A 25318-nucleotide genomic window follows, 5' to 3' on the forward strand; every position below is an offset into this window, starting at 1 on the left:
GGACCGTCCTCCGTACAAAGAAAGTGACGACATCACATGTCGGAAGTGAGCCCCGAAGACTTCGCGCCGATCCTCGCGCAGGTCCGTCGGTTCGTCAGGACCAGAGTGGTTCCGCGCGAACAGGAAATCCTCGACAGCGACGCCGTGCCCGCCGATATCCGCAAGCAGACCGCGGAGATGGGCCTGTTCGGCTACGCGATACCACAGGAATGGGGCGGTCTCGGCCTCGATCTGGTCCAAGACGTCGAACTCGCCATGGAATTCGGTTACACCTCTTTGGCGTTGCGGTCGATGTTCGGCACCAACAACGGCATCGCCGGCCAAGTGCTGGTCAATTACGGCACCGAGGAACAGAAGCAACGTTGGCTCGCGGCGATCGCCTCCGGTGCTGTGGTGGCCTCCTTCGCGCTCACCGAGCCCGGCGCGGGATCCAACCCGGCGGGACTGCGCACCAAGGCGGTGCGCGACGGGGACGACTGGGTGATCGACGGCCAGAAACGCTTCATCACCAACGCGCCGTCGGCCGACCTGTTCGTCGTGTTCGCCCGTACCAGGCCCGCCGACGATTCCGGGCCGGGTATCGCGGTCTTCCTGGTACCCGCCGACAGCGAGGGGCTGTACGTCGGCCCGAAAGACAAGAAGATGGGACAGGAAGGCGCCTTGACCGCGGACGTCACGTTCACCGGCGTGCGCGTGCCCGCCTCAGCCCTCGTCGGCGGCAGCGAGGATGTCGGGTACCGCGCGGCGATGACTTCCTTGGCACGCGGGCGCGTACACATCGCCGCGCTCGCCGTCGGCTCGGCGCAACGCGCACTCGACGAGACGGTGGCCTATGCGGCATCGGCTCGGCAGGGCGGGACCGCGATCGGCGACTTCCAGTTGGTGCAGGCGATGATCGCCGATCAGCAGACCGGCGTCATGGCCGGACGCGCCCTGGTTCGCGATGCCGCCGCGCAGTATGTCAGCGGCGCCGACCGCCGCATCGCACCGTCGGTCGCGAAACTCTTCTGCACCGAAATGGTCGGCAAGGTCGCCGATCTCGCGGTGCAGGTGCACGGCGGCACCGGCTATATGCGTGATGTGCCGGTAGAGCGGATCTACCGCGAGGTCCGCCTGCTCCGCCTCTACGAAGGCACCAGCGAAATCCAAAGGCTGATCATCGGCGGCGGACTCGTGCGTACCGAGCAGAAATCCCAGTGACCGTACCTCTTCTCGAATGGAGTTCGATGTGACCCGACCACTTCTGGCGGACAAGACCGCCGTGATCACCGGCGCGGCGCAGGGCATCGGCTATGCGATAGCCGAATTGTTCGTCAGCGAGGGCGCCCGCGTGGTCATCGGCGACCTGGATGCCGACCTCGCCGCCGTGGCCGCGGAGAAACTCGGCGGCCAGGCCGCAGCGGTCGGGGTCCGCTGCGACGTCACACAGTCCGGTGATGTCGACGCGCTGCTGTCGGCCGCGATCGACGCATTCGGGACGCTCGATGTGGTCGTGAACAACGCGGGGATCACGCGCGACGCGACGATGCGCACGATGACCGAGGACCAGTTCGACCAGGTGATCGCCGTGCACCTGAAGGGAACCTGGAACGGTACCCGCAAAGCGGCGGCGATCATGCGCGAGGCCGAGGCGGGCGCGATCGTCAACGTGTCCTCCATCTCGGGCAAGGTCGGCATGGCGGGCCAGACCAACTACTCCGCCGCCAAGGCGGGCATCGTCGGGATGACCAAGGCGGCGGCCAAGGAGATGGCGCACCACGGCGTTCGGGTCAACGCGATCCAGCCCGGACTGATCCGCACGGCGATGACCGAGGCGATGCCGGAGCGGATCTTCGCCGAGAAGCTCGCGGGCATCCCCATGCAGCGAGCCGGGGAGCCCTCCGAAATCGCTTCCGTCGCACTGTTTCTGGCCTCGGACCTGTCCTCGTATATGACGGGGACCGTGCTCGAGGTCACCGGCGGCCGTTTCATGTGATTCGCAGGTGTGTCTCGCGTCCGAGCCGAGCCGGTCGGCTCGCTCCGGAGAGGAGAAGGTTTCGATGGATTCCGGTCCGCGTTCCCCGAAGGGGCGCCGTACCCGCGCTCGCCTGCTCGAGGCGGGTAAAGCGGTATTCGAGCGCGATGGATTCCTACAGGCGAGGATCACCGACATCGCAAGTCGGGCGGAGGTCTCGCACGGGTCGTTCTACCACTATTTCGAATCCAAGGAAGCTCTGTTCCGGGAGATCGCCGAAGAGGTCGAGGTGCGCTTGGTGTCCATGGACGACATCGCGCACGACAGCGACCGCAAGGGCGACGCGATGGCTCGGATCCGCGCCGCGAACCGCTCCTATCTGCTGGCCTACCGGCGCGAAGCCAAGATCATGCGGGTCATCGAAGAGGTCAGCCGCTACGACCAGGACGTGCGTGCGGTCCGGACGAAACGAGACGACTACCTCGGCATCCGCCTCGAGTCGGCGATCGCTCGGTTACAAGCCGACGGTCTCGCGGACCCGCGCATCGACAAGCGTTACGCGGCGATGGCCCTCGGTGGCATGGTCGCCCGATTCGCCGAGACGATGTTCATCGGCGGCTGGTCCTACGACTTCGACCGCGCGGTGGAGCAGCTGACCCTGCTCTGGGCCAATTCGCTCGGGTTGGACACGGGCAATGCGCGGAGCGACGGCTGATTTTCATTATTGACGTCGACCAATAATTTCTGGCAGGCTGACGAACGGTGCTAGGAGTCCTTCGGCGAGCCCGCCTTCCGTGCCGATCTCGCCGCGATGTCGCGCCGTGCCTGAGGCGCGACTCGCCCTCCGAGTCCTGACCCCACGGTGGCTACCGAAAGAGACGAACAATGCGTGACGCGGTGATCTGTGAGCCCCTCCGTAGTCCGGTGGGTCGATACGGAGGCATGTTCAAGGATGTGCCCGCAGCCGATCTGGCCAGCGCCGTACTGCGAGAACTGGTGCGGCGCACCGGAATAGACGGCGCCGATGTCGACGATGTGCTGTTCGGGCAGTGCTATCCGAACGGCGAGGCGCCCGGTATCGGGCGGGTGGCGGCGCTGGACGCGGGTCTGCCGGTGACGGTCCCCGGTCTGCAACTCGACCGCCGGTGCGGTTCGGGCCTGCAGGCGGTGATCGATGCCGCGATGCGTGTTCAGACCGGCGTGTGCGATCTGGTCGTCGCGGGCGGTGCGGAAAGCATGAGCCAGGCCGAGCACTACGCCCTCGGCCTGCGCTTCGGTTTGCGGGGGGAGTCCGCTCAACTCGCCGATCGCATCGGCCGGGGCCGGGTCACCGCGGGCGGCAAGCACTACCCGGTGCCGGGAGGAATGCTGGAGACGGCGGAGAACCTGCGCGCGGAGTACTCGGTGACCCGAGCGGCGCAGGACGAACTCGCGCTGCTCTCGCATCGGCGTGCGGTGGCCGCCCAGCGGGACGGCCGGTTCGCCGAGGAGATCGTGCCGATCACGGTGAGTACCCGCGAGGGCGAGGTGGTGCTCGACCACGATGAGCATCCCCGACCGGACGTATCCCCGGAATCGTTGTCCGCCCTGAAGCCGGTGCGCTCGAAGGCCGACCCGCTCTCCACCGTCACCGCGGGCAATTCCAGCGGTCAGAACGACGGGGCAGCGGCCTGCGTCGTCACCACCCGCGAGAAGGCCGACGAGCTCGGGCTTCGTCCGCTGGCCCGCCTGGTGACCTGGGCCGCCGCCGGTGTCGAGCCCGCGCGCATGGGCATCGGCCCGGTCCCCGCGACCGCCGCCGCTCTCGCCCGCGCGGATCTGGAACTGGCGGACATGGACCTGATCGAACTCAACGAGGCGTTCGCCGCGCAGGTCCTCGCGTGCACCGCGGCGTGGAAATTCGGGGACGGCGATTTCGACCGCCTCAACGTGAACGGCTCGGGCATCTCACTCGGCCATCCGGTCGGCGCGACCGGAGTGCGGATACTGGCGACGGCGCTGCGCGAGCTGGACCGCCGAGAGCAACGCTACGCGCTCGAGACGATGTGTATCGGGGGAGGCCAGGGCTTGTCCGCCATCTTCGAGCGGATCGGCTGAAGGGGGCGGACACGCGCCGCCTGGTACTAATATTTGCGAAAATATCGAAATATCGCGTGGGTGGGCTGTACATTCGACTGCGATCCATCGTTGCCGCCGTCGTCCGAGTCGAGCGGGCGTCGGGGATGCGTCCGCTTCGCCGCGCCGGGATGCCCGCGGCGGGAAGTGGCGGCGTAGCGGAGGAGGATGTGGAATGGCGCGCGACGCGATCGTGATCGCCGACGCCTTCAAGGCGTTGGGTGACCCGATCCGATGGGATATCGTCCGGCAGATGGTCGGTGGCGTCGAGGTCGCCGCCGCCGTGCTCGAAGACCGCCTGCCGGTGGCGAAGCCGACCATCTCCTATCACCTCAAGATCCTCGCGCAGGCGGGTCTGATCGAAGTGCGCAAGCGGGGACGCCACCACTCGTACGCGTTGCGCCCCGACACGCTGGCCGACCTGCTGGAGGATCTGGCCGCCCTGCTGCCCGGAATGCGGATGGTGGCGACGGACGCCGATCCCGACGGCGCCGAAGCGGCGGATCGCGCGGAGATCGAGTCCGTGAGCCGGCTTCTGACCTGGTAGGAATGCGGCTGAGCGGAGTCGCGGTGCGACTCGGATCGGAAGGGGTTCCCATGTCGGCCAGTTCGTCCGGCCCCGTGCTGCTGACGCGTCCGGCGGCGGGAGTGCGCCTGCTGACGCTGAACCGTCCCCGCGTGCGCAACGCGATGACCGAGGAGCTCACCGCGGCTTGGGACGGAGCGCTCGACGATGTCGCGGCCGATGCCGAGGCCCGTGTCCTCGTGGTGACCGGAGCGGGGGAGTGCTTCTGTTCCGGCGCCGACATGTCGTGGCTGGACGGCGGCCCGTCCGAGGACGCCACGATCGACCGCCTGCGCGCGCGGATGCTGCCTTTCTACCGGAGCTGGCTACGCCCGCGAGCACTGTCGATACCGGTCCTGGCCGCGGTCAACGGCCCCGTCATCGGGGCAGGCGTCTGTCTGGCGTTGGCCTGTGATGTCCGGTTCGCCGGTCCGTCCGCGCGATTCAGCACGCCGTTCGCGCACCGGGGCACCCACAGCGGCATGGGGGCAACGTGGCTGCTGCCGGAGGCGATCGGCGTGACCCGCGCGCGCGACATGCTCTACACCGGCCGTGAGGTGCCTGCGGACCAGGCACTGACCTGGGGGCTGGTCACCGAGGTCGCCACGAACGTGCTCGACCGCGCGCTCGCGGTGGCCACCGAGATCGCCGAGGCGGGGCCGATCGCGCTGCGCTTGACCAAAGCGGGCTTGGCACAGTCGTTCACGGGTCTCGAGCAGGCATTGCAGTGGGAGTCGCTGGCCCAGCCGGTCACCATGACCACCGCCGATATCCACGAAGGAATCCTCGCCTTCCGCGAGAACAGGTCTCCGCGATTCCTCGGCAACTGACACGCGACGGCGCGAAAATTACGCGGCGCCGCCGAGGTACCGGTGCAGGAGCTCGTCGCCTGCCTGCCTGGCGGGCCCCGACCAGGCCAGGCCGCCGCGCTGGAGGATGACACAGTGGTCGGCGAAGGCGATGGCCCGGCTCGCGAACTGCTCGATCATCAGGACCGCGACGCCCGCCCGGCGTGCCGCGGCCAGACCATCGAAGACGACGTCGACCAGTTTCGGCGCCAACCCGAGCGACATCTCGTCGGCGATCACGAGTTTCGGGTTCACCATCAGCGCGCGGGCCAGCGACAGCATCTGCTGCTCGCCACCGGAGAGGGTGCCCGCGACCTGTTTGCGGCGCTGCCCGAGCACCGGGAAGAACGTGAACGCGCGTTCGAAGGCTGCGGCGCGGCCGATCCTGTCCACGGACAGGGCCAGTCGGAGGTTTTCCTGCACCGTCAGTCGAGGGAACACTCCGCGTCCTTCGGGGAGATGGATCATCCCGGCGCGCCGCACCTTCGTCGCCGAGGAACCGGTGATGTCGGCGCCGTCGAATTCGACCGTGCCGCCCGCGACCGGGATCAGACCGGACAGGGCGCGGGCGAGGGTACTCTTGCCCGCGCCGTTCGCGCCGAGGACGGCGACCGCGCTGTTGGCCGGTATCTCGAGCGATACGTCGAGCAGCGCCTGCGCCGAACCGTATCGCACGGCGAGTTCGCGGACGCTCAGCAGCGGTGAACTCGTACTCATCGAACCGCTCCCTGATTCCAATCGGCGCCCGTCGCCGACTGTTCGATTTCCTTGCCGAGATAGGCCGCGCGGACGGCCGGATTCGACCGGATCTGCGCGGGCGTGCCGGACGCGATCTCGATGCCGAAGTCGAGGACGGTCACCGAATCGCAGATGCGCAGCACGAGTTCGACGTCGTGCTCGACGAACAGCAGCGACACCCCGCGCTCGGCGACGACTCGCTGCATGACGTCGGCGAGTTCGCCGGTTTCGCGGACGTCGAGCCCCGAGGAGGGTTCGTCGAGCAACAGCACGGTGGGTTCGACCGCGAGCGCTCGCGCGACCTCGACCAATCGGCACGAGCCGAGCGGCAGGTCGCCCACGCAGCGATGCCGGATCGGTCCGAGGCCGAGCGCGTCGAGCAGGGCGTCAACGCGCTGGTTCTCGGCTGCCGCCGGCTTGCCGAGCCCCCGTCCGGTCAGCAGATCGCTCCACACCCTGCGCTTGGCGTGGCGGATACGGTCGGCCAGCACGATGTGCTCGCGCACCGTCAGCGACAGGAACAGTTCGGGATGCTGGAAGGTCCTCGCCATGCCGCGCGCGGCGCGCGCCTGCGCCGACTTCCCGGTCATCTCGACACCGTCGATGAACACGGTGCCCGCCGTCGGGTTCAGCAGACCCGACAGCACGCCGAACAGTGTGCTCTTGCCCGCGCCGTTGGGGCCGACCAGTCCGACGATGGACCGGGGCGGGACCGACAGGCACACATTATCCAGCGCGACGAGTCCGCCGAACCGCATGGTGATGTCGCGGGCCTCGAGGCGGGGCGTCGCGTTCGGCTCGGCGCTCATACCTGACCTCCGACCTTGATGTGTTCGGCATGGGACGAGACTTCGTTCGCGGTCGGCGGATCGGCAGCGGCTGAGCGTGCGCTCGCGCCGCCGCGCCGCAGCCGCGCCAGGAGGCCGCCGAGGTCGTTGCCGATCTGCGCGATCGCCCCCTCGGGGTTGCGGGCGACGGAGATGGCGCCGAGACCGAAGAGGATGACCGGGACCTTGGCGAGGTCGGAGGGCAGGTAACTGGCGAACACGCCGGGCATCAGGTAGAAAAGCAGCCCGGCGACGAGCGCGGCGACGATCGAGCGCGATCCGATGGTGACCAGCACGGCGAGCCAGACCAGTCCGAGGAACGGGTTGAAGCTGTCCGGCAGCGTCGACTGGAAGTTCATCGCGAGGAAGCCGCCGCCGATCGCGGCGACGAAGGTGGCCAGGGCGGTGAGAACGACTTTGGTCTGCACCACGCTGAGACCGATGGTGCGCGCGCCGTTCTCGCTCCAGCGCACCGCTCCGACCGCGAGGCCTGTCGTCGAGCGGCGCACGTTGACGATGAGCAGACCGATGATCGCGAACGCGCCGAGTGCGAGGTAGGCGAACGACGTGGAGTCGGCCGCGAACTCGGGTCGCCGCATGTCGACTCCGATGCCGTATTGGTAGATGGAGTCCTGGGTGAACAGCAACGTGGTGACGAGGAGTCCGAAGCTGAGGGTCACCAGGGCCACGTACAGTTCGCCGAGGCGAATGGTGAGCACGCCGATGAGGATGCCGACCGGGGTCACCACGAGGGCCGCGACGACGACTGCGAGCAGCGGAGACCACCCCCGGTTGGCGGTCAACTCGGCCGCGAGCACGGCTCCCATGCCCGCGAAGGTGATCTGGGACAACCAGACCATCCCGCCTTCGCCGACGACGAGGGTGTAGGACAGCAACGCGATGCCGCAGCAGATGCCTGCGGTGACGAGGCCGGTCCAGTACTCGTCCATGACCGAGGGCAGCACGGCCACGACGACGAAGACGAGGGCGCCCGCCACGAGTCCGGGTCGGATACGCCGCGTGCGGACGTCGCCGCCCGCGACGGCGACGGGGGCGCTGCTCTGGGTGCTGATCGCTCGGTCGAGCCCGCCGCCCGCGACGACATCTCCCGCTTGCCCGCGGAACGCGTGGTAGAGCAGGAAGACCAGCATCAGCGCGAACGGCACGCTGGGGATCGCCTTGGCCGCGAAGGCGCTCTGGGGATCGATGAACTTCTGCACGACACCGGTCGCGACACCCATGAGGACGGCCACCAGAATCGCCACCGGCAGGCTGCGCAAGCGCGCCGCGACCACGGCGGCGAACGCGGTGGCCATGACGCCGGTCATGGCTTCGGCCGAGAGCCCGGAGGTCGGCGCGACGAGGATGCCCGCCAATCCTGCGAGCACTCCGCTGGCCGCCCACACGCCCACCGAGACGCGTCCGGGACTGATACCGCTGAGCGAGGTCATGGCCTCGGAATCGACCAGGGCACGGATCTTCAAGCCGACCTCGGTGAAGCGGAGCACGCCGACCCCGAGGGTGAGAACCACGAGTAGCCCGAGGTAGGCGACGACTTGGTCGGCGTTGACCGCCGTGCCGAAGACATGGAAGACGTGCAGCGGCCGGGGAGCCAAGCCCGGCGCGGTGACGTTGACGAGTTGGCCGAAGATCAGATTGACCAGCGGCGGCAGCGCCACCGAAAGGCCGATCGTCGCCACCAGCTTGATCAGCGTGGACCGCAGTCGCAAGTGGCGGAACAGGAGTCCGTACAACACCACTCCGAGCAGCGGCGCGAAGACACCGAGGGACACCGATGCCGACGGCAATATCGCCCAGCCCTGTTCGGTGTTCAGGAAGTAGAAGCAGCGCGCGACCGCGAAGGCCATCGCCGCGAAGGCCAGGTTGAAGACACCCGACGCTACGAACGTGATCACCAGGGAACCGGCGGCAATCGCGTAGATGGAGCCGAGCGCCAGTCCGGCCAGGATGTACGAGAGCACCAAACCTCCAAGACCTTCGAGGGATCGCCGCGACACCGGCCGGATCTCGTGGTCGCGGGCGGGCGAGTGAGCGAGACATACGCTTCGATGAACCTCGAAGTAAATTTCTGAACGTCGAACCGGGTCTGATTATGTGACCTGACCCACTGTGCTTGTCAAGACCGAGGCATGCCCCATGCTGGTCTCGATGCAGCTCCGGGCAATGTCGAGCGAATTTTTTCGATATCGATGACACTTTCATGTTTTTAAGGCAGTGTGGCAACCGGCATCCGGCGAGTGGCGGAGGCCACAGCTGAGCAAGAAGGTTGGTGAAGGGATGCGCAAGAGTGCGGTCCGGATGACAGGCGTGCTGTGCGCCGTCATGTTCGCAGTCGCGGCATGCGGCGGCGACAACGACTCCGGCGCGGGCAGCGCGGGCGGAACGGTCAAGGTCGGGCTGCTCACGACCCTGAGCGGTCCCGCCAGCGCAGGCTTCGTCGGCGCGAAGCCGGGAGTCGAAGCCAGGTTGCAGGCATACAAGGCCGAAGGCGGCAAGTGTTCGGGCCTGCAATTCGACCTGGTCACCGCGGACGACCAGTCGAGTCCGCAGGGCGCGCTCGCGGGCGCGCAGAAGCTCGTACAGCAGGACAAGGCCTATGCGGTCCTCGAAGTCAGCCCGTACTTCTTCGGCGCCGCGAAGTACATGACCACCTCGGCGAAGGGCACCCCGGCCATCGGTGGCGCCTTCGATTCCGCGCCCCAGTGGCTGGAGACCGACAGCAACCTCTTCGCCGCCGTGCAGAAGGTTCCCGACTTCGCCAACACCTATACGACGATGGGCGACTACTGGAAGGCCATGGGGATCACCAAGGTCGCCGCGGTCTCCTACGACAACAAGGCGTCGCAGGAGGGCATGAACCAGGCGCTGCGCTCGTCCGATGCGGCGGGCATCGGCCGCGCGTATGTGAACGACACGCTCGCGATCGGTTCCGCCGACGTCGGAGCGATCGTGCTCGGTATCAAGAACTCCGGCGCGGAGGCACTGTACCTGCCGATCAACCCGGACACCTCGCTGGCGATCGTCGGCGGCCTGCGGCAAGCGGGCGTCAACCTGAAGAGCATCGTCTCGGTGACCGGATACGGTGCGGATCTGCTGGCCTCGCCGCCCGCGGTGCAGGCCGCCCAGGGCATGACCTTCGTCAGCCAGACCGCACCGAGTGAGATGAACACGCCCGCGACACAGAAGTTCGCCGACGCGCTCAAGCAGTACGCGGGTTCGCCGTCGGGTGTGCCCACCTTCTCGCAGACCTACGGATGGCTGGCCGCCGACCTGATGATCTACGGACTCGAGGCAGCGGGCTGCGACGCGTCGCAGGCCAAGTTCACCTCCGCGCTGCGCGGTGACCGCAGTTGGGACGCGAGCGGGTTGCTGGCCGCCCCTGCCGACTTCGCGACGCTCAACTCGGAAAAGGACTGCGTCTACCTGGTCGACCTGAAGGGCGACGGGTTCGTCCCCGTGCCCAACGGCACCCCCTTGTGCGGCACACGCCTCTAGTAGCGGTCGGCGCCCCGGCGTCGTGGACGGACGGGTCGAGCCCGTCATCCACGACGCTCGGGCACGGGGGTTATTCCCCGAGCTTCGGATCGGTGCGACCACGGTCTTCGGACAGGGTGAAATGCCCTGCGCGATCGACATATTCGTCGATGCGGCTGATGCGGCCCGCTCGGATGCGCACCACGATGCACACCGGCCACGCGAGCCGTATGCCGGTGTGGGTGCGCATGGTGAGCAAGTGCTGCTGGACGAAGCCGGTCGGCGTCGGCGCCCGCCGCACGTCGACGACAGCCCGGTGCGATGTGCCCGCGACGAGTTTCTCCCACCCCGCGCGGACGCCACCGAGATCGTGCGCGACGCGGTCGAAGCCGTGCCAGACGGTGGCGTCCGGTGCCAAGCACGCGAGCGCCGCGTCGACGTCACCTGCCTCCAGGCCCGCGAAACACCGGTCGATCACGGCGCCGTCGACAGTCTCCTCGGCCATCGTTGCCTCCAGCTGCTGATTTCGTAATTTCGATACGGTAGCGCCCCCGCTGCGGATCGTATTGAGGCTGTGCACAACGCCTTTGGAATTTCCTGTCGTCCCGACGTGAACAGGACGATGGCCGAGGCGTCGACATCGTGTGGCGCCGGATCGTCGGGCTTCGGCCTCGACCGGCGTGGCGAGACAGGCGGTCACGGCGGCGTTGTCGAGCGGGGTGACGATCAGGATCGCGGCGCCCGGCGTGGGGTCGGCGGCACGTAGTCGCCGGGAGATCGAGGCGACGACTTCGGCAAGTCTGCGGAGGGTGACCCACCTGCATCGATGACTCCGTTCGTAAGCTCGCGCTTCCACTGTGTGACCTCCGACACGATTAGTCCAACAACCGTGTCGACAACCGATGGTTATGGCCGCGACCGAGTCGACCCGAAAAGGTACTCGCAAATAGTCGAGTGTTGATCGCCGATGGTAAATCGAATACGGTACCCGCTACCGTATTCAATTCCACTCGAATTCCCCTGGCAGTCAGCACATCACGTGCCGCCCACATCGCATTCGAACTCTCGCTCGGCGACATCTTCGGCGCTGCGAGCCATGCGGTCGCGGCGGATCTGGAGATCTGATTTCATGACCCGACATTCCCTGGTACAGCCGAAGTGGATCGCCCGTGCCACCGAGCATCGCGGCCTGGCTGGGCAGTCTCGAGGCCGGGACAACCCCGCAGTTGGCCGCCGAATTCGACGCAGGCGCACGGCAACTCCAACAGATCCTGCTCCCGTTGCAGTGGACATCGACCGCCACGCCACTGTCCGCCGCGGTCACCGCGGAGTCCGGGGGCGTCTACAAGGTCAACGTCTACCTGAACGTGAATTCGACCAGTGTGCAGAGCGCGAACGGCGCGGTGACGACGGTGACGTATTCGCTGACCATCGACCGTAACGCCGACTGGAAGATCACCGACGTCGGTGGTCTCCAGAACGCGCTACCGACCAAATAGGAAGAGTCGCCTGGCGAGTGACGTTCCAGGCTGTGCACGATCTCGGACCGTGTGACCGACAAGGTACGGCGCAGGGGGTGTCGGCCCATGTGCCGAGTGCGGCCTGCGCGGTGAGGATCGGGCCGACCGTGCCGATCGTCTCGGGTCCTCCCTCGGATAGGTAGGCGCGCCCCGCGGTGTCGAATTCGACGGTGATGGCCATCCCGCTCGTCGGTATCGTGGCTCACCGCCGTCCTCGGTCCCGTTGTGCGCCATGGCTATGGCGTCGAGGCGGAGTCGGGCCGCCTGGCCCGAACGCGGAAAGTCACCGCGTCGATCGGATCGGCCGATCGACGAGCGAGCCGGGTCTGCTCAGTGTCACGGTGGTCAGGGCAAGGATCATGTCGTCGGCGCCCGCGTCGACGAGCCGGATGCTCAGCACACTGTGATCGGCCGCGTCTCGGATCACACTGCCGTAGGTTCGCGCGGGTCCGACTCTGACTTGGGCGAGGAAATTCATCTGTATGTCGGCCGCGACCAGTTCGGGGCGCATCGCCTGCGCGGCGCACTCCGCGAGCAGAGCTTGGGCTCCGCCCATGATCGTGCCGATCTGGTTCGCGACGAACGGGGTACGGTCGAGTTCGAGTATGCCCTGCGCGCCGTCGACGACACGGATACCCAATCTCGAGAAGAGCGACTCCTCGATCGCGGTCACCGGATGAGTGCGAACTCTCCCGATCCACCGATCCGGGGTATAGGCGTCCGCATCGTGCGCGGCCGAACGGGGCAGACGAGCGAAGGTGACGAGTCCGCGCGCGGCGAGGGTGGGTTCGCCGCGGGATTTCCGCGCCGATCCCGAGTCGATCGCGGCCGCCAACTCGGACAGATCCTCGCAGCCGTTGCCGTCGTAGACGTCGGCGGAGACGACGACGACCCTCTTGCCCGCACGGATCAACCTGCTGTCGACCACGACGGGTCCTTCGGTGATCCATTCGGCCGCGTGTAATGCGAGGTCTTGCGTAGCGGTCCAATCGGGGACCGCCGCTACGAGAGCCGGATCGGAGGTCACGATATCCATCACGGTCGCCAGCAACCCGACGGGCGCCGTCCCGGCGTGCGATCGAAGCTTGTCGTGCAGATCGCAGCGGATCAGCGAGCGTTCGCGGTCGAGCTGTACCGAGACCAGGCCGAAATCGGCGATGAAGCCGGTCGCGACGGGCTGCTGTCCGGTAGCCGCGGGCGAAGTAGCGCTGAGCGTCGTGTCATCGGGAGGGCATGCCTCGGCCGCGATGACTGCGTCGTGCATGGTCCCTCGATCCCGTCGACCCGAACAGGCGCCTCCGAGCCGCAGGCGCCGACCTTGTGATGAACCATAGTTCAATGCGATGAACCGTACCTCATGGGACTTCCCGGTGGTCATGTTTCACGTCGTGCGCAGCGGTGACGCCGACCACAGCCGAGATGAATTCGCGCCACATGCGTCCATGTACGGTGACCGGCCGATCGGTCGAAGCCGGCTGGTCGGGCGACAGATCGGCGACGTCGCCTGCCGGTGGTGGTCAGTCCGCGGTGACGAACGCCAGGAAGCGGTCGGCGAGGATTTCGATAACCAGCGGGTCGTCGGCCACGCCGGAGGCCAAGGCCGCATGGCTGCTCTGGTCGAGTATCTCGTAGAGCAGCAGCCACGCCTCGAGCCATCGTCGCCGCTGGGCCGGATTGTCGGGGTCGACGCGGAAAGCGGGGATCGAGATGCCGAGCGCACGGATGAGATCGGCGATGAATCGCTGTGCGCGCGGGGTGAAATCGCCGTCGTCGGCGGTGGCTTGGGCGAAGACCCGCAGCAGCCTGCTGTCGGCTTGATCGGCTTCGAATATGGTTGTGATCCAGTCGATCACGCAGCGTCGTTGCCTGCTGTCCACGGTCGTGATGCGCAGATAGAGCGGCATCGCGGATTCGGCGGCGCTTTCGAACAGATGTGCCGCCAGATCGGCTTTTCCTCGGAAGTGCCGGTAGAAGGTCATGCGGCTCACCTGGGCGTTTGTCGCGATGTCCTCGACGGAGACGCTGAAGTAGCCCCGTTCGCACAAACTCTTCGCCGCGGCGGCGAGTATGCGAGCGCGACTGTCCTGTTTGCGTTGCCGATGGAAGGCGACCAGGCCTGCGACGCGCGGATCCGGGATATCGCCGTCGTCAGGCGTTCTGTGAACCCGCTCCGGCCCGGTCGCCATATACCTACTGGGACGCCGCGGCGATCACGCCGCTTTTCTCGGGACCGACGAACTCGCCGGGGAAACGTCCGGTGAACGCGCCGTTGTCGAAGGTCGGCACGCCGTTGACCAGTGTGATCCGCATCGGCGCCGCAGCGCGCGTGTACCGGTAGGTGCGGCCGCCGCGTCCGTCCCATACGTCGTAGATCTTCTCTTCGGGGCGCCGCTCGATCTCGTCGAGGTCGAAGACGGTGATGTCGGCGACCTTTCCGACTTCGAGCGTGCCCCGCTGGTTCAGCCCGAAGAAGGCGGCGAGTTTGCCGGTCAGCACGTGGACGCCTTCCTCGATCGTGAGCAGGCCCCGATCCCGGACGAAATCGGTCAGCAGGTACACGTTGTCACCGGCTCCGCAGAACATCTTGCCATGCGCGCCCGCGTCGGAGATGTTGCCCACCGAGTTGGGATCCCGCAGCAATTCGAGCATGACGGACTCGTCGACCTCCCAGGACCGCTTGTGGACGACGGATTCGGTGCCGTTCTTGAGTACCCAGTCGGCCAGCGCGTCGGAAGCGTGCCCGATGCCGGTCTGCGCCATGTAGTCGGCCAGTGTCAGCCCGACCGGGCCCCACCCGGTTTCGCTTTCACGCAAGGTGAGCGCGGAGGGGTCGTGCAGGTAGGAGTGGCTGTAGGCGCCGTCCCAGGCGACGCGTGCCTTGTCCAGCCAGGTCGGGTCCGACAGCATCGCGCTCTTCTCGCCCCAGGTCGGGGCGTCGATCATGGTCTGCCACACCTGATTGCCGTTCTGGGCGAAAACCAGGGTGCGCCCGAAGTTGATCACCGAGGTCGGCGAGACGTGGTGGTAGCCGGTGTGGAAATCGAGGCCATCGGCCTTGAACCGCTCGTGCAGTTCCTTCGAGCGCTTGCCGATCTCGGCCTGGAATTTCAGGGTCGGAAGTCCGGCCCACTGCATGCGAACGCCTGCGCGCGCGGCGATGCGGCCGAGTCGCTCGGTCTGCTCGGGTCCGGTCATCCGCATGAAGTGGTCGACGATCACCTGGAAGGTCGCGCCGTCGTGGCGAGCCAGCACACCCAGCAGCGCTTCGTATTCGGCATCGTCGGCCAACTGGGACGGCAGCGGGCGGTCGTGCTTGTCGTAGTCCAGTTGATTCGACGAGAACCCGATGGCGCCCGCGGCCAGGGCGTCGTCGAGCAGGACGCACATCTGCTGGATCTCATCCGGGGTCGCGGTGCGTTTCCACGCTTCCTGGCCCATCACCGTCAAACGGATCGGGATGTGGCCGCAGAATGCCGCGAAGTTGACCGGCACCCGGACGTTGCGCTGCATCGATGTCTTGTATTCGCTCCACAGGCTCCAATCCCACGGAACGAGTTTCTTCATCGGCTCCTCCGGGATGTCCTCGAAGAAGTTGAAGATGTCGATGAGGTCTTCCTGATCAACGGGATTCGGGGGCGCGGGCGCCATCGAGAAGGCGCAGTTGCCGTTGATGGAGGTCGTGACACCGTAGGCGGGCAGGGGCTCCATGTTCGGCGACCACCACACACCGCCGTCCCAGTGATTGTGGGTCTCGATGAAGCCGGGAGTGACGTAGCAGCCGCGCGCGTCGACTACCCGTTCGCCTGCCGCCGCCTCGAGGTCTGTTCCGATCTCGGTGATGCGGCCGTCATCGACCCTGACGTCCGCGTCGTAGGCCAGAGCCCCGGTTCCGTCGACCACGGTTCCGCCCTTGATCAGCAAGTGGAATCGCATTGGCTGCCTCCTGTTTCGCCTGGAACACGCCGTTCTCAACTACTGATACAGCATGTAACTCAAGCCTTGTGTGACAGAGCGTAACTCGAGTAGTGCGCAGTCGAGGCGGAATCAGCCGATGTCGATCCCGAGCCCGAGATCCGTCATTTCGACGTCGGTCCACGAGACGGCCGTGGCGGTCGCGCAGGCACGCCCATCAGGCGATCCACGACGACGGCGATGTCCGCACGCTCACGGGCCTCAGATGACCAGAAGCCATCCGAAGGGCTCGCCTACGCGTGGCTTCGGTCCCGGTGAACCGCACCGGGGCGGCGCCTCAGAGCTCGCGCAGGGCACGGTGGATCGTGTGCAGCAGGTCGGGGTCGCTGCTCGGCCCCGCCGTGTTCACGGGAGCGCGGCAGACCAGACTTCCGTCGTTGACGAGGTCGCCGACCAGGATCTTGGTGACTCCGAGCGGCAGCTTCAACAAAGCGGCGACCTCGGCTATCGCGTGCGGTGTGCGGCACAGTCGCAGGATGGCGAGATGCTCGGGCTGAGCGCGCGGCGGCCGAGGGCTCGATCGCGCGGTGCCGACGAGGGTCAGGATGTCGAGATCGTTGCCGCTGCCGACGGTACGCCCGCGGGTCAGGCTGTAGGGACGTATCAGCGGTCCCGACACGTCCTCGAACCAGAACTCCTCGTCCTCGGTCATGGTCTCGGGAACGGGATCTGTTCCGACCGGACGTGGCGCGGCGCGATGGACAGGTGCGGCCCGACGCGCCGGACCGTGCTGTTCATCTCGTAGGCGACCATTCCGGGGTTGGCGTCCTCACCCGCCTGCAGCGCGATGCACGCGTTGCTGCCCGCCGCCGTGACGAACAGCACCGCACGGTCGAGTTCGATGACGGCCTGCCGCACGGCTCCGCCGTCGAAACGCCTGCCCGCGCTGCGTGCCAGGCCGTAGAGCGCGGCCGACATCGCGGCGAATTGCTCGGCGTCCGCGCGTGCGAACGAGCTGGACCGACCGAGGAGCAGCCCGTCGTCGGAGTGGACGACGGCGTGGTGAACATCGGCCAGCCGCTCGACCAGGTCGTCGAGAACCCAATCGAGATCACCCGCGGAAGTAGCTTGCACCGTTACCCTCCTGATCATTGGAGTCCGGCTCGGGGATGTCGAGCCGACCCTGCCTGGTTCCGTTCTCGATGGAGGACATCAGATTCCGCGCCTGCTCGGGGCTGCGGGTGACCTGTGTGCTCGCGCCCCGTTCCGGGCGGATCGCGGTCGACTCCGGTGCCAGGTTCGTCTGTCTGCGACGCTTCGGCAGTTCGGGGCGCGCGTCCTGGATCCGTGGCAGTGTCGCCGTGTCCTGCACGGCGACAGCTTCCGGAGTCGGCACGTGCGGTCTCTCGGCGATGCCACGGGATGCGGCGGGGGTGTCAGGGAGCGCGGGCGTCATAGTCGCCTGTTCCGCGCTCACGTGCTCCCACGGTGCGAATCGACTACCGGCGTACTCGCCCGGCGCGTAGTCCTCGACCGGGATGTCGACGATTATCGCCGACGGGAGTAGGACGACCGCTCGGATGCCACCGTAGTCGGACTCCCTCAGGCGCACCGAGATGCCGTGCCGCGAGCCGAGCTGAGCGACGACGAACAGTCCGAGCCGCGAGTCCTGCGACAGGTTCGCGAAACCGAAATCGGTCGGCCTGCTCAAGGTCTGGTTGGCCTGCGCCATGTCCTCGTCGGTCATGCCGAGTCCCTGGTCGCCGACCTCGATCACGACTCCTCGCCCGACGGTGTTGCCGGTGATCTCCACCCGTGATTCCGGCGGCGAGAACATGGTGGCGTTGTCGATCAATTCGGCGAGCAGGTGGATCAGGTCCGCGATGGCGCTGCTGACGACCGAGACCGCGGGCAGCCTGGCGGTGTTGACCCTGGCGTATTCGAGGGTCTCCGCGATCGAGCTGCGGACGAGGTCTAGTAAGGGGACCGGATTGCGCCACTGCCTGCCGGGACGGCCACCGCCGAGGATGATCAGGTTCTCGGCGTTGCGACGCTGACGGGTCGCGAGGTGGTCGAGCCGGAAGAAGGTCTCGAGCAGAGCCGGGTCCTCCTGGCGTGCCTCGGCTTCGTCGAGGATCTCGAGCTGGCGGCGTGCGACGACCTGACTGCGGTGCGCGATCTCGAGGAACACCGAGCGGACGCCCGCGCGGGTGTTGGCCTCCTCGACGGCCGCGCCGACCGCGGCGGCGTAGGCGATGGTGAACGCCTCGGCCACCGTTCCGATCTCGTCGCGGCCGAAGTCGAGCTGTGCGGTCGCCGAGCCCGGATCGATGCGCTCACCTCCGCTGAGGCGTCGCACGGTGTCGGGCAGCTGCACTCGCGCCAGGGCGAGTGTCTCGGCGCGCAGACGCTCGAGGCGGTTGATGATTCGGTTGGCAAGCCACAGCGAGAGCAGGATCATCAGGACCGTGAGCACGGTGATCCCGATGCCTGCCAACAGCGAATTCCGCGCGTTCAGCGCACCGGCATCGGCCGCTCGTCGCTGCGATCGCTCGTTCTGATCGATCCACAGGCTCGTGAGGTCGCCCGCGAACTGATCGGTCGCCGTGCGCCAATCCTCGACGCTGAACGGAAGCGCTTGTCTGCCAGTGGTTCCGGCGGGCGGAGTCTCCAGAAGCGCCTGTTCCACAGCCGTCATCTGTCCCCACGCGGGCGAGGCAGTGAGCCGATCGAGGCGGGTGGCGTCCTCTGAATCGAAAACTCCTCGTACGCGGGCAATTTCGACTCGATAGTAGCCCACGAGATTTCGAAACTCGCTCGACAGTTCCGCGGGGGGCCGGTCATCGGATGCGATCGCCGCGGTGAGCGCGCCGACTCGGGAAACCGCTTCGATGACCTGAAGCAGCGCGTTGCTCTGGGTCAATTCGACCGCCGCCGACACGTCCGGCGAATTGTGTTTGATGAGCCTCGAGCCGACTTGCGCGACACCGTCGAGGAGTCCGCTGTAGAAACGGTAGACGTCGAACGGCGTGGCGGCGCGCGCGTCGACGCCCGCGCGCAGGGCGGGCAGTAGGGCGTTCAACTGCTTGCCTTGTTCTGTCAACGTGTCCTGTTCGGCGCTGCCGAGCGCCGTGGAAACCGACTGGGCCGACTGAACCTCGCGCATCGCCCTGTCGAATCGCGACCGTGCCACGCCCAGCACGCCGGGATCGATCTCTTCGCCCGCCAGTTGCCGCATCGATAGCGAGCGTTCGCGCTGCACCGCCGCGACGAGGTCGCGCGTGGGTTCGAGATTGCTGCGCTGCGCTTGGGCGAAACTCTCGGCCTGTCGTCCGCTGTTCACCAAGGAAGCGGCGACGCCGACACCGAGGACGAGCAGGGTGAGGCTGGGGACGAGGGCGATCGCGAGTACCTTCCCGCGAATTCCGAGCGTGCGCTCGGACCGCGCACCGGCGGCGGGGGAGCTCGAGGCGTGCTCGCGGTCGTCGTTCGCGGGCTCCCGTTCGTCTGTGCTCATCCGCGTGCCTCCTGCCGGTCTTCACTCACCGGCGGTAGGCACGGCTCGGGATGACTATGGGCTGGCGCCGCCACCCGTGTCCAAGAACTGTTGTCATAACTGTTGGTTGTGCCAGCGGTTCATCGAGCTATCGCCGAGCTACGGGACGGCGATTTGTCGGGTGGCTGCGGAGATCGGCGGCGCTCGGTCGAAAAGCCGGCCGCCCGCGCACGAGATCGGCCCCACTCCGACCGAGAACGACCAGCCGGTGGCGTCGTAGCCGCGTACCACCGGGCATCAACGGGAACGGATGGCGCTGATCAGTATCGACCGTGTTCTGAGCAGGGCCGCGGTCAGACGCTTCGACAGCGGGGCGCGACGGCCCCGTGTTGAGCGCTGTCCGCCTCGGCTGGCCGAATCGTCCTCGGAATCCAACGGTTTCAAGACGTCTCCTGTACGGGGTGGGCAGCGGACTCGCCGCTGATCAGGCGTTCGTCGTGGCTGTGCTCGTCTCGGGCAGGGCCTTGGAGTCGGGGTCGATGCCGATCAGTCGGGCGAGGTTGCCGCCCATGATCTTCTTGCGGTCAGCGAGCTCGAGGTCCTCGAGTTCGTCTACCTAGGTCACCGGGTCGAACATGCCCTCGGGGTGCAGTCGTGCGCGCGGTCAGCTCTTCTCATCGACATCGGCCACGCGTTCCAGCCGATCCAGACCGTTGATGCGACCCAGCACTCGGGGTCGGAAACCGAGCAGTGTCTGTAGCGTGTCGGAACCGAACTGGCGGATCGAGGGGCTGGCGGAGAGGAACCAATTCTCCTGGGGCAGATAGATCGGCAGGGTATACCAGGCGAAGATGCCCGCGCGTCGGGTGTCGTCGGTGTTGGCGCCGTTGGTGTGCCAGAGGCGCCCTTCCATGGCGATCATCGAGCCCGCGGGCGCAACCAGCGGTGCGAGTTCGCCGAGTTCCTCGTCCGCGCGCCGATTGCGTTGGTGACGGTGGCTGCCGGGCACGTATCTCGTCGCGCCGTTGGTCAGCGTGAAATCATCGACACACCAGGCGATATTGATGCCGTGCGGGCGGTGCCACGGCTCCGGCACGTATCCCTGGTCCGCGTGGACGACCATGCTCCCCCCGCCGCCCGCGGTGATGTTGGCCGACATGCTCGACAGCAGCGCGGGCCAACCCAGGGTCTGCTCGACGAAGCGCAGGCCGAGCGGGTGCTCGGCCAACTCGCAGAACACCGGGTCGCGGCTCGGCAGGTTCCACAGCCGCTGATTGACGTGATCGTCGCCGCCGTAGGCGTAGTCGCGCGTGCGCGCGCGCCGCACATCGCCGTCGGCCGCATGGTAGAGCGCCCGGCGCACCTCGTCGTGAAACGAGGTCTCCATGGCGTCGAGCACGACGCAGACTCCGTGCTCGGCCAGGTCGTGGTCCGCCGTTTCGAGGTCGCGGGTCGGCACGGGGCCCTCGGTGACGTGCGCGCTCACGAGAGTTCTCGGATCAGTTCGAGACTTCCCAGCTCGCGGATCGCCCGGCATCCTCGCTCCAGCATCGCCACCATCATCTCGTCGCCGCGGTCGGTCGAGGCGGAGAACGCGGTGCCGAAACTGGTGAGCAGGGGGATCTGCAACAAACCGAGCCGGTAGTCGCGCCAACAGTCGGACTCGCCGTAGTCCTCGACACCGTAGGCGCACAGCGCTCGATGGTAGTCACGCACGAGATCGGACTCGGCCGCGGCGCGGACATCAGGCAACAGCCCGGTGGCGACGAAGTACGCGAGGTCGCGAGCGGGCAGTCCCACGGTGAGAGTCTGCCAGTCCACGACCGTCACTCGGGTGCCCGTCGGGTCGAACAGGAGGTTGTCGAGCCGGTAGTCGCCGTGCAGCAGGCAGAACCGGTCCGGCTCCAGCATCAACCAGTCGGCCACCAGCGCGTTGGCCGCACGCAGCGTTTGTCCGGTTTCCGCCGACATGGCGTGTCCGAGCTTCTCCAGCGTCATATCGGCGGCCATCGCCGCGATATCGCCCATACCTCGGGCCGTCGCCGCGTCCGGCTTCGGCATGGTGGCTCCCGTGAACGCCTGCCAGCTCGGGTCGCACCAGCGCGGGCCGTGGAGTCCGGCCAGAGCCTCGACGGCCAACCGGGCGCTGTCGATGTCGCATCCCGCCAGTTGGTCGCCCTGTGTCGCGGGCGCGAGATCTTCCATCAGCAGTACGAAATCCGCACCGTCCTGGCCGATTTCGCAATGGAACGTCCGCGGCACCGGCGCCCGCACGGTGTCGGCGACCTCGGTGTAGAAGGCATGTTCGGACCGGTAGCTCGGGGAAACCCGCGCGCGCACTTCGGGATCCTGGTAGGGCAACTTGACGATGAAACTGGCAGGCAGATCCGGCTGCCCGGAGTAGGTCGCCTCGACACGATAGGTCGCGGCCGTCTGCCCGGTGCCGACCGCGCCGACAGTGACCTCGTGCACTGTCACGGGGGTGGCGGTGGCGGCGGTGAGGACCGTGGACATCCAGCTCGCGGTCACGTCGTCCGGCTTCGCGGGAATCGGCGAATATGTGCTCATGATCGCTCTCGTATCGGTCGACAGGCGACTGGATGTAAGTCGCCTGATACGTGAAAAATATTGTGGGGAAAGGCGAGTGAACTCTTCACGACGGATCGGATCGTCGTGCGGTGCACATCCGAGGTCACCCGGATCGGCCACATCCGCCAGTATGGTATCCGCTATCGTATGAGATTCGATAGCGATCGGGTAGGCACTTCTGTCGGTGGGCGATCAACATCATCCGGTGGTTCGACGGTGTGCACGAAGCCGACGGAACCACCAGATATCCGCCCGACAGCCACCGAATCACCCGCGTGGCCGATCTACCCGCCGATGTCGCCGATCGGATGTCTGCTCACACCGCGCCCGCCGGATCGTTGATCGCCATGGACGGTCGGGTGTGGCACACCTCGGGATCGCATGTCACCGCCGACGAGCAGCCTGCGATGCTGTTCGCCTGCTACTCGGTCGATTTCCTTCGCCGGCAGATGAATTGGTCGATGACGCTGCCCTTCGAGACCATCGAGTCGATGTCGGGCAGCGCCGGGAGTCTGTTCGGCCTCAGCGGCGGAGTTGCTTCTCGCTCCGCTCGGTGAAGGGCGGGCGGGCGAAGCGCAGCAGGAAGTCGGAGACGTTGCGCCGGTGGAAGATCGAGCGTTCGTGGCTGAAGGTGCGAACGCTCTGCTCACCGTGATAGGAACCCATGCCGCTGGCGCCGACCCCTCCGAAGGGCAGGTCGGGAATGCCCAGTTGAAGCATGAGGGCGTTGATGGTCAACGATCCGGAGGTGGTCTCGCGTATCAGGGCGGCCCGCACCTCGGCTGACGTGGTGAACGCGTAGGCGGCCAGCGGATGGTCGTTGCGGCGGATCATCGCCGCCGCTTCACCGATATTCTGCACGGTGACGATCGGCAGTACCGGCCCGAAGATCTCCTCGCGCATGACGGGCGCGTCGAGCGGGACGTCAACCAGCACAGTGGGTTCGATGTACCTGTCGGCGAGATCGTGGCCACCGCCGAGTGCCACGGTCCCCGAATCGAGCAATCCGATCAGGCGTGCGGTGTGCCGCTCGTTGACGATCCTGCTGTAGTCGGGATTGGACTTGGGGTCATCGCCGTACAGCCGATGGATCGACTCGCGCAGCGCGTCGACCAGGCGGGGGCGGATCTCCGGTGTGGTGAGAACATAATCCGGTGCGACACAGGTCTGCCCGAGGTTCGTGCACTTGCCCCAGGCGATCCAGTCCGCGGCCTTCTCGATCGGGAAGGTGTCGTCGACCCACACCGGCGACTTGCCGCCGAGTTCCAGCGTGACCGGGGTGAGCGTCTGGGCGGCCGCGGCCATCACGATCTTGCCCACCGTCTCGTTGCCGGTGAAGAAGATGTGATCGAATTTCTCCCGCAGCAGCGCGGTGGTCTCGTCCACGCCGCCTTCCACGACCTTGACGGCGTCGGAGTCGAGGTACCTGGGCAGGAACTCGGCCAGCGCCGCCGAGCACCGCGGTGTGAGTTCGCTGGGTTTGAGCACCACCGAGTTGCCCGCGGCGATGGCGCCGATGAGCGGCATGAGCGCGAGGTGCAGCGGATAGTTCCACGGCGCGATGATCAGTACCGTGCCGAGGGGCTGTCGGTGCACGACCGAGCGGCCCGGCCCCATGGTCAGCGGCGTGCGTACCCTGCGGTCGCGGGTCCACTTCCGCAGGTTCTTGCGGACGTACGCGGATTCGGTGCGTACGGAGTAGACGTCGGTCACGTAACCGTCGATCGGCTTGCGGCCGAGATCGTGCAGCAGCGCCTGTTCGAGTTCTTCCGAACGTTCCACCAGCATCGTTTCGAGGGCGCGCAATTGGTCGGTTCGCCAGGCGAAGGGCCGCGTCCTACCGGATTCGAACGCCAGCCGTGCGGCCTGTACCTCGTCGGCCACCGACGTGCTCCGTGGGGTTGCCGATGTCGACGCGGTCATGGTTCGACTCCTGACTTTCGATGATTCGCAGCACGTCCGGAACTTTCGAGCGGACGCCTGTTCCGGTTCCGCGCACGATCCGGCGTGGCGGTCACGATGGACACGAACCTAGCTGAACTGTCGTTCAATTGTCTACGTTTTGGTTCAGGTGGTCCGATCGTACCCGGCGCACAGGGGGACTTGCCGACCATGATGGTCGGTATTACCCTCGAACTCGTCCACCTCGACGTGAGGCAGATCACTGAGCCGTAGGAGTGTGTCGTGACCGCAGCGGAGATGACCAGTCGATCGCTGGAAGTCTTTCCAGCGGTCTCCACCCCCGAACCGACTCACGTGTTCTGCGATATGGCGAATCCCGGTAGCATCGGCGCGGCTCTCGAACGGTTGGATGGCGACGGTGGTGTCGTCCTCCATCTCACGGCCGTTCCGGGGACGGTCACGAGCGGTCCGATTTCCATCGTCGTGGCCGCACTCGGAGATTCGGTGGCGTTCGCGGAAGGGGCGGGCAGCTGACCGCGGCGCCGGTCCGCGCCGGTCGCCCGCGCGATGCCGACGTCGATCGCCGGATCATCGAGTCCGCGCGCACTGTCTACGGTGAGCGTGGCTGGTCGGGATTCAATTTCCGCGCGGTGGCCGTGCACGCGAGCGTCAGCAAGGACGCGCTCTATCGCCGCTACGAATCCCGAGCCGATCTCCTGCTCGCGGCACTGACCGTGCCGGTCGCGAGTCTGGACTTCGAACACCATGCCTCGCTGCGGGAGCTGCTGACCGCCGTCGCGCTCCAGACCCTGGCCGAATGGTCGGAGCCCGAAGGTACGATCGCGTTCCGACTGCTGGTGGAGGCCACCGCGAATCCCGAGATCCGCGACATCTACTACGACAAGCTCCAGGGACCGCACACCAGGAACTGGCTGAGCTGGATCGAGGAGGCGATCGCCCGCGGCGTGCTCACCGGCATCGAGCCCAGAGCTTTTCTCGACGCGCTGCTCGGTGGTCTGATGATGCGAGTCATGACCACGCCGCCGGAACGGCGACGGCATATGGCGGCTCACTCGGAAACCTACGTCCGTGAACTCATCGATCTGCTCCTGACGGGCGCGGGCTATCGCTTCGATGCCCGCTCCTGAGCGAGGTAACCGCGACGCGCCCGCGTTCGTCGAAGACCCTGGAGGAGGTCGTATTCCGTGCGGAACTGCCGCGCACGGACGCCCGGCAACTTGATCCGGAGGCAACTGGGAACGTCGAGAACCACAGAGCGCCTCGCCCGGCATCGGCGCAATATGTGAACAGTAATTCACTTCATTGAATGCTTGCGAAATTTTATGTCAGATGTTTC

Annotated in this window: 25 protein-coding genes; 12 read left to right on the plus strand and 13 right to left on the minus strand. The window is 66.7% G+C overall.

What is annotated here, in order from left to right:
* Window positions 1-36 precede the first annotated feature (36 nt).
* The 6 genes from IT779_RS26180 (at window position 37) to IT779_RS26205 (ending at window position 5464) form a co-directional block, all read left to right on the plus strand.
* Entirely contained in the window at window positions 37-1200 is a 1164-nt protein-coding gene (locus IT779_RS26180) for an acyl-CoA dehydrogenase family protein (RefSeq protein ID WP_196152083.1), read from the plus strand.
* A gap of 16 nt (window positions 1201-1216) precedes the next feature.
* The gene (fabG, locus tag IT779_RS26185) at window positions 1217-1975 is read left to right on the plus strand and encodes a 3-oxoacyl-ACP reductase FabG (RefSeq protein WP_196152084.1); all 759 of its coding nucleotides are present in this window, start codon (window positions 1217-1219) and stop codon (window positions 1973-1975) included.
* A 64-nt stretch (window positions 1976-2039) separates the two neighbouring features.
* Window positions 2040-2669, plus strand: a complete 630-nt coding sequence (locus IT779_RS26190) for a TetR/AcrR family transcriptional regulator (RefSeq protein ID WP_196152085.1) — start codon at window positions 2040-2042, stop codon at window positions 2667-2669.
* Between the two features lie 170 nt (window positions 2670-2839).
* Entirely contained in the window at window positions 2840-4051 is a 1212-nt protein-coding gene (locus IT779_RS26195) for an acetyl-CoA C-acetyltransferase (RefSeq protein WP_196152086.1), read from the plus strand.
* A gap of 193 nt (window positions 4052-4244) precedes the next feature.
* Window positions 4245-4616 carry an ArsR/SmtB family transcription factor gene (locus IT779_RS26200; protein WP_196152087.1) on the plus strand — a complete coding sequence of 124 codons (372 nt, stop codon included), beginning with the start codon at window positions 4245-4247 and terminating at the stop codon, window positions 4614-4616.
* Window positions 4617-4666: 50 nt separating this feature from the next.
* Window positions 4667-5464, plus strand: a complete 798-nt coding sequence (locus IT779_RS26205) for an enoyl-CoA hydratase/isomerase family protein (RefSeq protein WP_196152088.1) — start codon at window positions 4667-4669, stop codon at window positions 5462-5464.
* 18 nt (window positions 5465-5482) lie between these two features.
* On the opposite strand, the gene IT779_RS26210 is transcribed toward IT779_RS26205, so the two are convergent.
* From IT779_RS26210 to IT779_RS26220, 3 genes are read right to left on the minus strand one after another with little or no spacing between them, the layout of a single operon-like run.
* Window positions 5483-6199: an ABC transporter ATP-binding protein gene (locus tag IT779_RS26210; protein WP_196152089.1), complete on the minus strand. Its 717-nt coding sequence runs from the start codon at window positions 6197-6199 to the stop codon at window positions 5483-5485.
* Entirely contained in the window at window positions 6196-7029 is an 834-nt protein-coding gene (locus IT779_RS26215; RefSeq protein ID WP_196152090.1) for an ABC transporter ATP-binding protein, read from the minus strand. The genes IT779_RS26210 and IT779_RS26215 overlap by 4 nt, the downstream gene beginning before the upstream one ends.
* Window positions 7026-9029 carry an ABC transporter permease gene (locus tag IT779_RS26220; protein ID WP_196152091.1) on the minus strand — a complete coding sequence of 668 codons (2004 nt, stop codon included), beginning with the start codon at window positions 9027-9029 and terminating at the stop codon, window positions 7026-7028. Before IT779_RS26220 ends, IT779_RS26215 begins: the two co-directional genes overlap by 4 nt.
* A gap of 316 nt (window positions 9030-9345) precedes the next feature.
* On the opposite strand from IT779_RS26220, the gene IT779_RS26225 reads away from it, so the two are divergent.
* Window positions 9346-10563, plus strand: a complete 1218-nt coding sequence (locus IT779_RS26225) for an ABC transporter substrate-binding protein (protein ID WP_196152092.1) — start codon at window positions 9346-9348, stop codon at window positions 10561-10563.
* Between the two features lie 70 nt (window positions 10564-10633).
* On the opposite strand, the gene IT779_RS26230 is transcribed toward IT779_RS26225, so the two are convergent.
* Window positions 10634-11047 carry a nuclear transport factor 2 family protein gene (locus IT779_RS26230; RefSeq protein ID WP_196152093.1) on the minus strand — a complete coding sequence of 138 codons (414 nt, stop codon included), beginning with the start codon at window positions 11045-11047 and terminating at the stop codon, window positions 10634-10636.
* Between the two features lie 449 nt (window positions 11048-11496).
* On the opposite strand from IT779_RS26230, the gene IT779_RS38065 reads away from it, so the two are divergent.
* Window positions 11497-11667 (plus strand): hypothetical protein, encoded by a 171-nt coding sequence (locus IT779_RS38065; protein WP_232542106.1) that lies wholly within the window; start codon window positions 11497-11499, stop codon window positions 11665-11667.
* A 44-nt stretch (window positions 11668-11711) separates the two neighbouring features.
* Entirely contained in the window at window positions 11712-12041 is a 330-nt protein-coding gene (locus IT779_RS26235; RefSeq protein ID WP_196152094.1) for a hypothetical protein, read from the plus strand.
* Between the two features lie 304 nt (window positions 12042-12345).
* On the opposite strand, the gene IT779_RS26240 is transcribed toward IT779_RS26235, so the two are convergent.
* The 8 genes from IT779_RS26240 to IT779_RS26275 all read right to left on the minus strand — a co-directional run bounded on the left by IT779_RS26240 (window position 12346) and on the right by IT779_RS26275 (window position 22038).
* On the minus strand, window positions 12346-13326 hold the full coding sequence (locus tag IT779_RS26240) for a PaaI family thioesterase (protein ID WP_232542107.1): 981 nt from the start codon (window positions 13324-13326) through the stop codon (window positions 12346-12348).
* A gap of 253 nt (window positions 13327-13579) precedes the next feature.
* Window positions 13580-14248, minus strand: a complete 669-nt coding sequence (locus tag IT779_RS26245) for a TetR/AcrR family transcriptional regulator (protein WP_196152095.1) — start codon at window positions 14246-14248, stop codon at window positions 13580-13582.
* Window positions 14249-14252: 4 nt separating this feature from the next.
* Window positions 14253-15995 carry an N-acyl-D-amino-acid deacylase family protein gene (locus tag IT779_RS26250; protein WP_196152096.1) on the minus strand — a complete coding sequence of 581 codons (1743 nt, stop codon included), beginning with the start codon at window positions 15993-15995 and terminating at the stop codon, window positions 14253-14255.
* A gap of 316 nt (window positions 15996-16311) precedes the next feature.
* Window positions 16312-16686 carry a DUF742 domain-containing protein gene (locus IT779_RS26255; protein ID WP_196152097.1) on the minus strand — a complete coding sequence of 125 codons (375 nt, stop codon included), beginning with the start codon at window positions 16684-16686 and terminating at the stop codon, window positions 16312-16314.
* On the minus strand, window positions 16683-17108 hold the full coding sequence (locus IT779_RS26260; RefSeq protein ID WP_196152098.1) for a roadblock/LC7 domain-containing protein: 426 nt from the start codon (window positions 17106-17108) through the stop codon (window positions 16683-16685). Before IT779_RS26260 ends, IT779_RS26255 begins: the two co-directional genes overlap by 4 nt.
* Window positions 17086-19491 (minus strand): sensor histidine kinase, encoded by a 2406-nt coding sequence (locus tag IT779_RS26265; RefSeq protein ID WP_196152099.1) that lies wholly within the window; start codon window positions 19489-19491, stop codon window positions 17086-17088. The genes IT779_RS26260 and IT779_RS26265 overlap by 23 nt, the downstream gene beginning before the upstream one ends.
* 643 nt (window positions 19492-20134) lie before the next feature.
* Window positions 20135-20956 (minus strand): phytanoyl-CoA dioxygenase family protein, encoded by an 822-nt coding sequence (locus IT779_RS26270; protein ID WP_196152100.1) that lies wholly within the window; start codon window positions 20954-20956, stop codon window positions 20135-20137.
* Window positions 20953-22038 (minus strand): phosphotransferase family protein, encoded by a 1086-nt coding sequence (locus tag IT779_RS26275; RefSeq protein WP_196152101.1) that lies wholly within the window; start codon window positions 22036-22038, stop codon window positions 20953-20955. Before IT779_RS26275 ends, IT779_RS26270 begins: the two co-directional genes overlap by 4 nt.
* A 239-nt stretch (window positions 22039-22277) precedes the next feature.
* Between IT779_RS26275 and IT779_RS26280 the strand changes: the two genes are divergently transcribed.
* A complete protein-coding gene (locus IT779_RS26280; RefSeq protein ID WP_196152102.1) occupies window positions 22278-22616 on the plus strand; it encodes a phytanoyl-CoA dioxygenase family protein in 339 nt (112 codons plus the stop codon).
* Here IT779_RS26280 and IT779_RS26285 read toward each other — a convergent pair.
* Window positions 22582-23943 carry an aldehyde dehydrogenase family protein gene (locus IT779_RS26285; protein ID WP_332838970.1) on the minus strand — a complete coding sequence of 454 codons (1362 nt, stop codon included), beginning with the start codon at window positions 23941-23943 and terminating at the stop codon, window positions 22582-22584. The two genes, IT779_RS26280 and IT779_RS26285, sit on opposite strands and share 35 nt — an antisense overlap.
* A gap of 300 nt (window positions 23944-24243) precedes the next feature.
* On the opposite strand from IT779_RS26285, the gene IT779_RS26290 reads away from it, so the two are divergent.
* Window positions 24244-24495: a hypothetical protein gene (locus IT779_RS26290; protein ID WP_196152104.1), complete on the plus strand. Its 252-nt coding sequence runs from the start codon at window positions 24244-24246 to the stop codon at window positions 24493-24495.
* 56 nt (window positions 24496-24551) lie between these two features.
* The gene (locus IT779_RS37255; RefSeq protein WP_332838982.1) at window positions 24552-25109 is read left to right on the plus strand and encodes a TetR/AcrR family transcriptional regulator; all 558 of its coding nucleotides are present in this window, start codon (window positions 24552-24554) and stop codon (window positions 25107-25109) included.
* Window positions 25110-25318: the final 209 nt, after the last annotated feature.

It is taken from the genome of Nocardia bovistercoris (assembly GCF_015674855.1).
Taxonomy (GTDB): domain Bacteria; phylum Actinomycetota; class Actinomycetes; order Mycobacteriales; family Mycobacteriaceae; genus Nocardia; species Nocardia bovistercoris.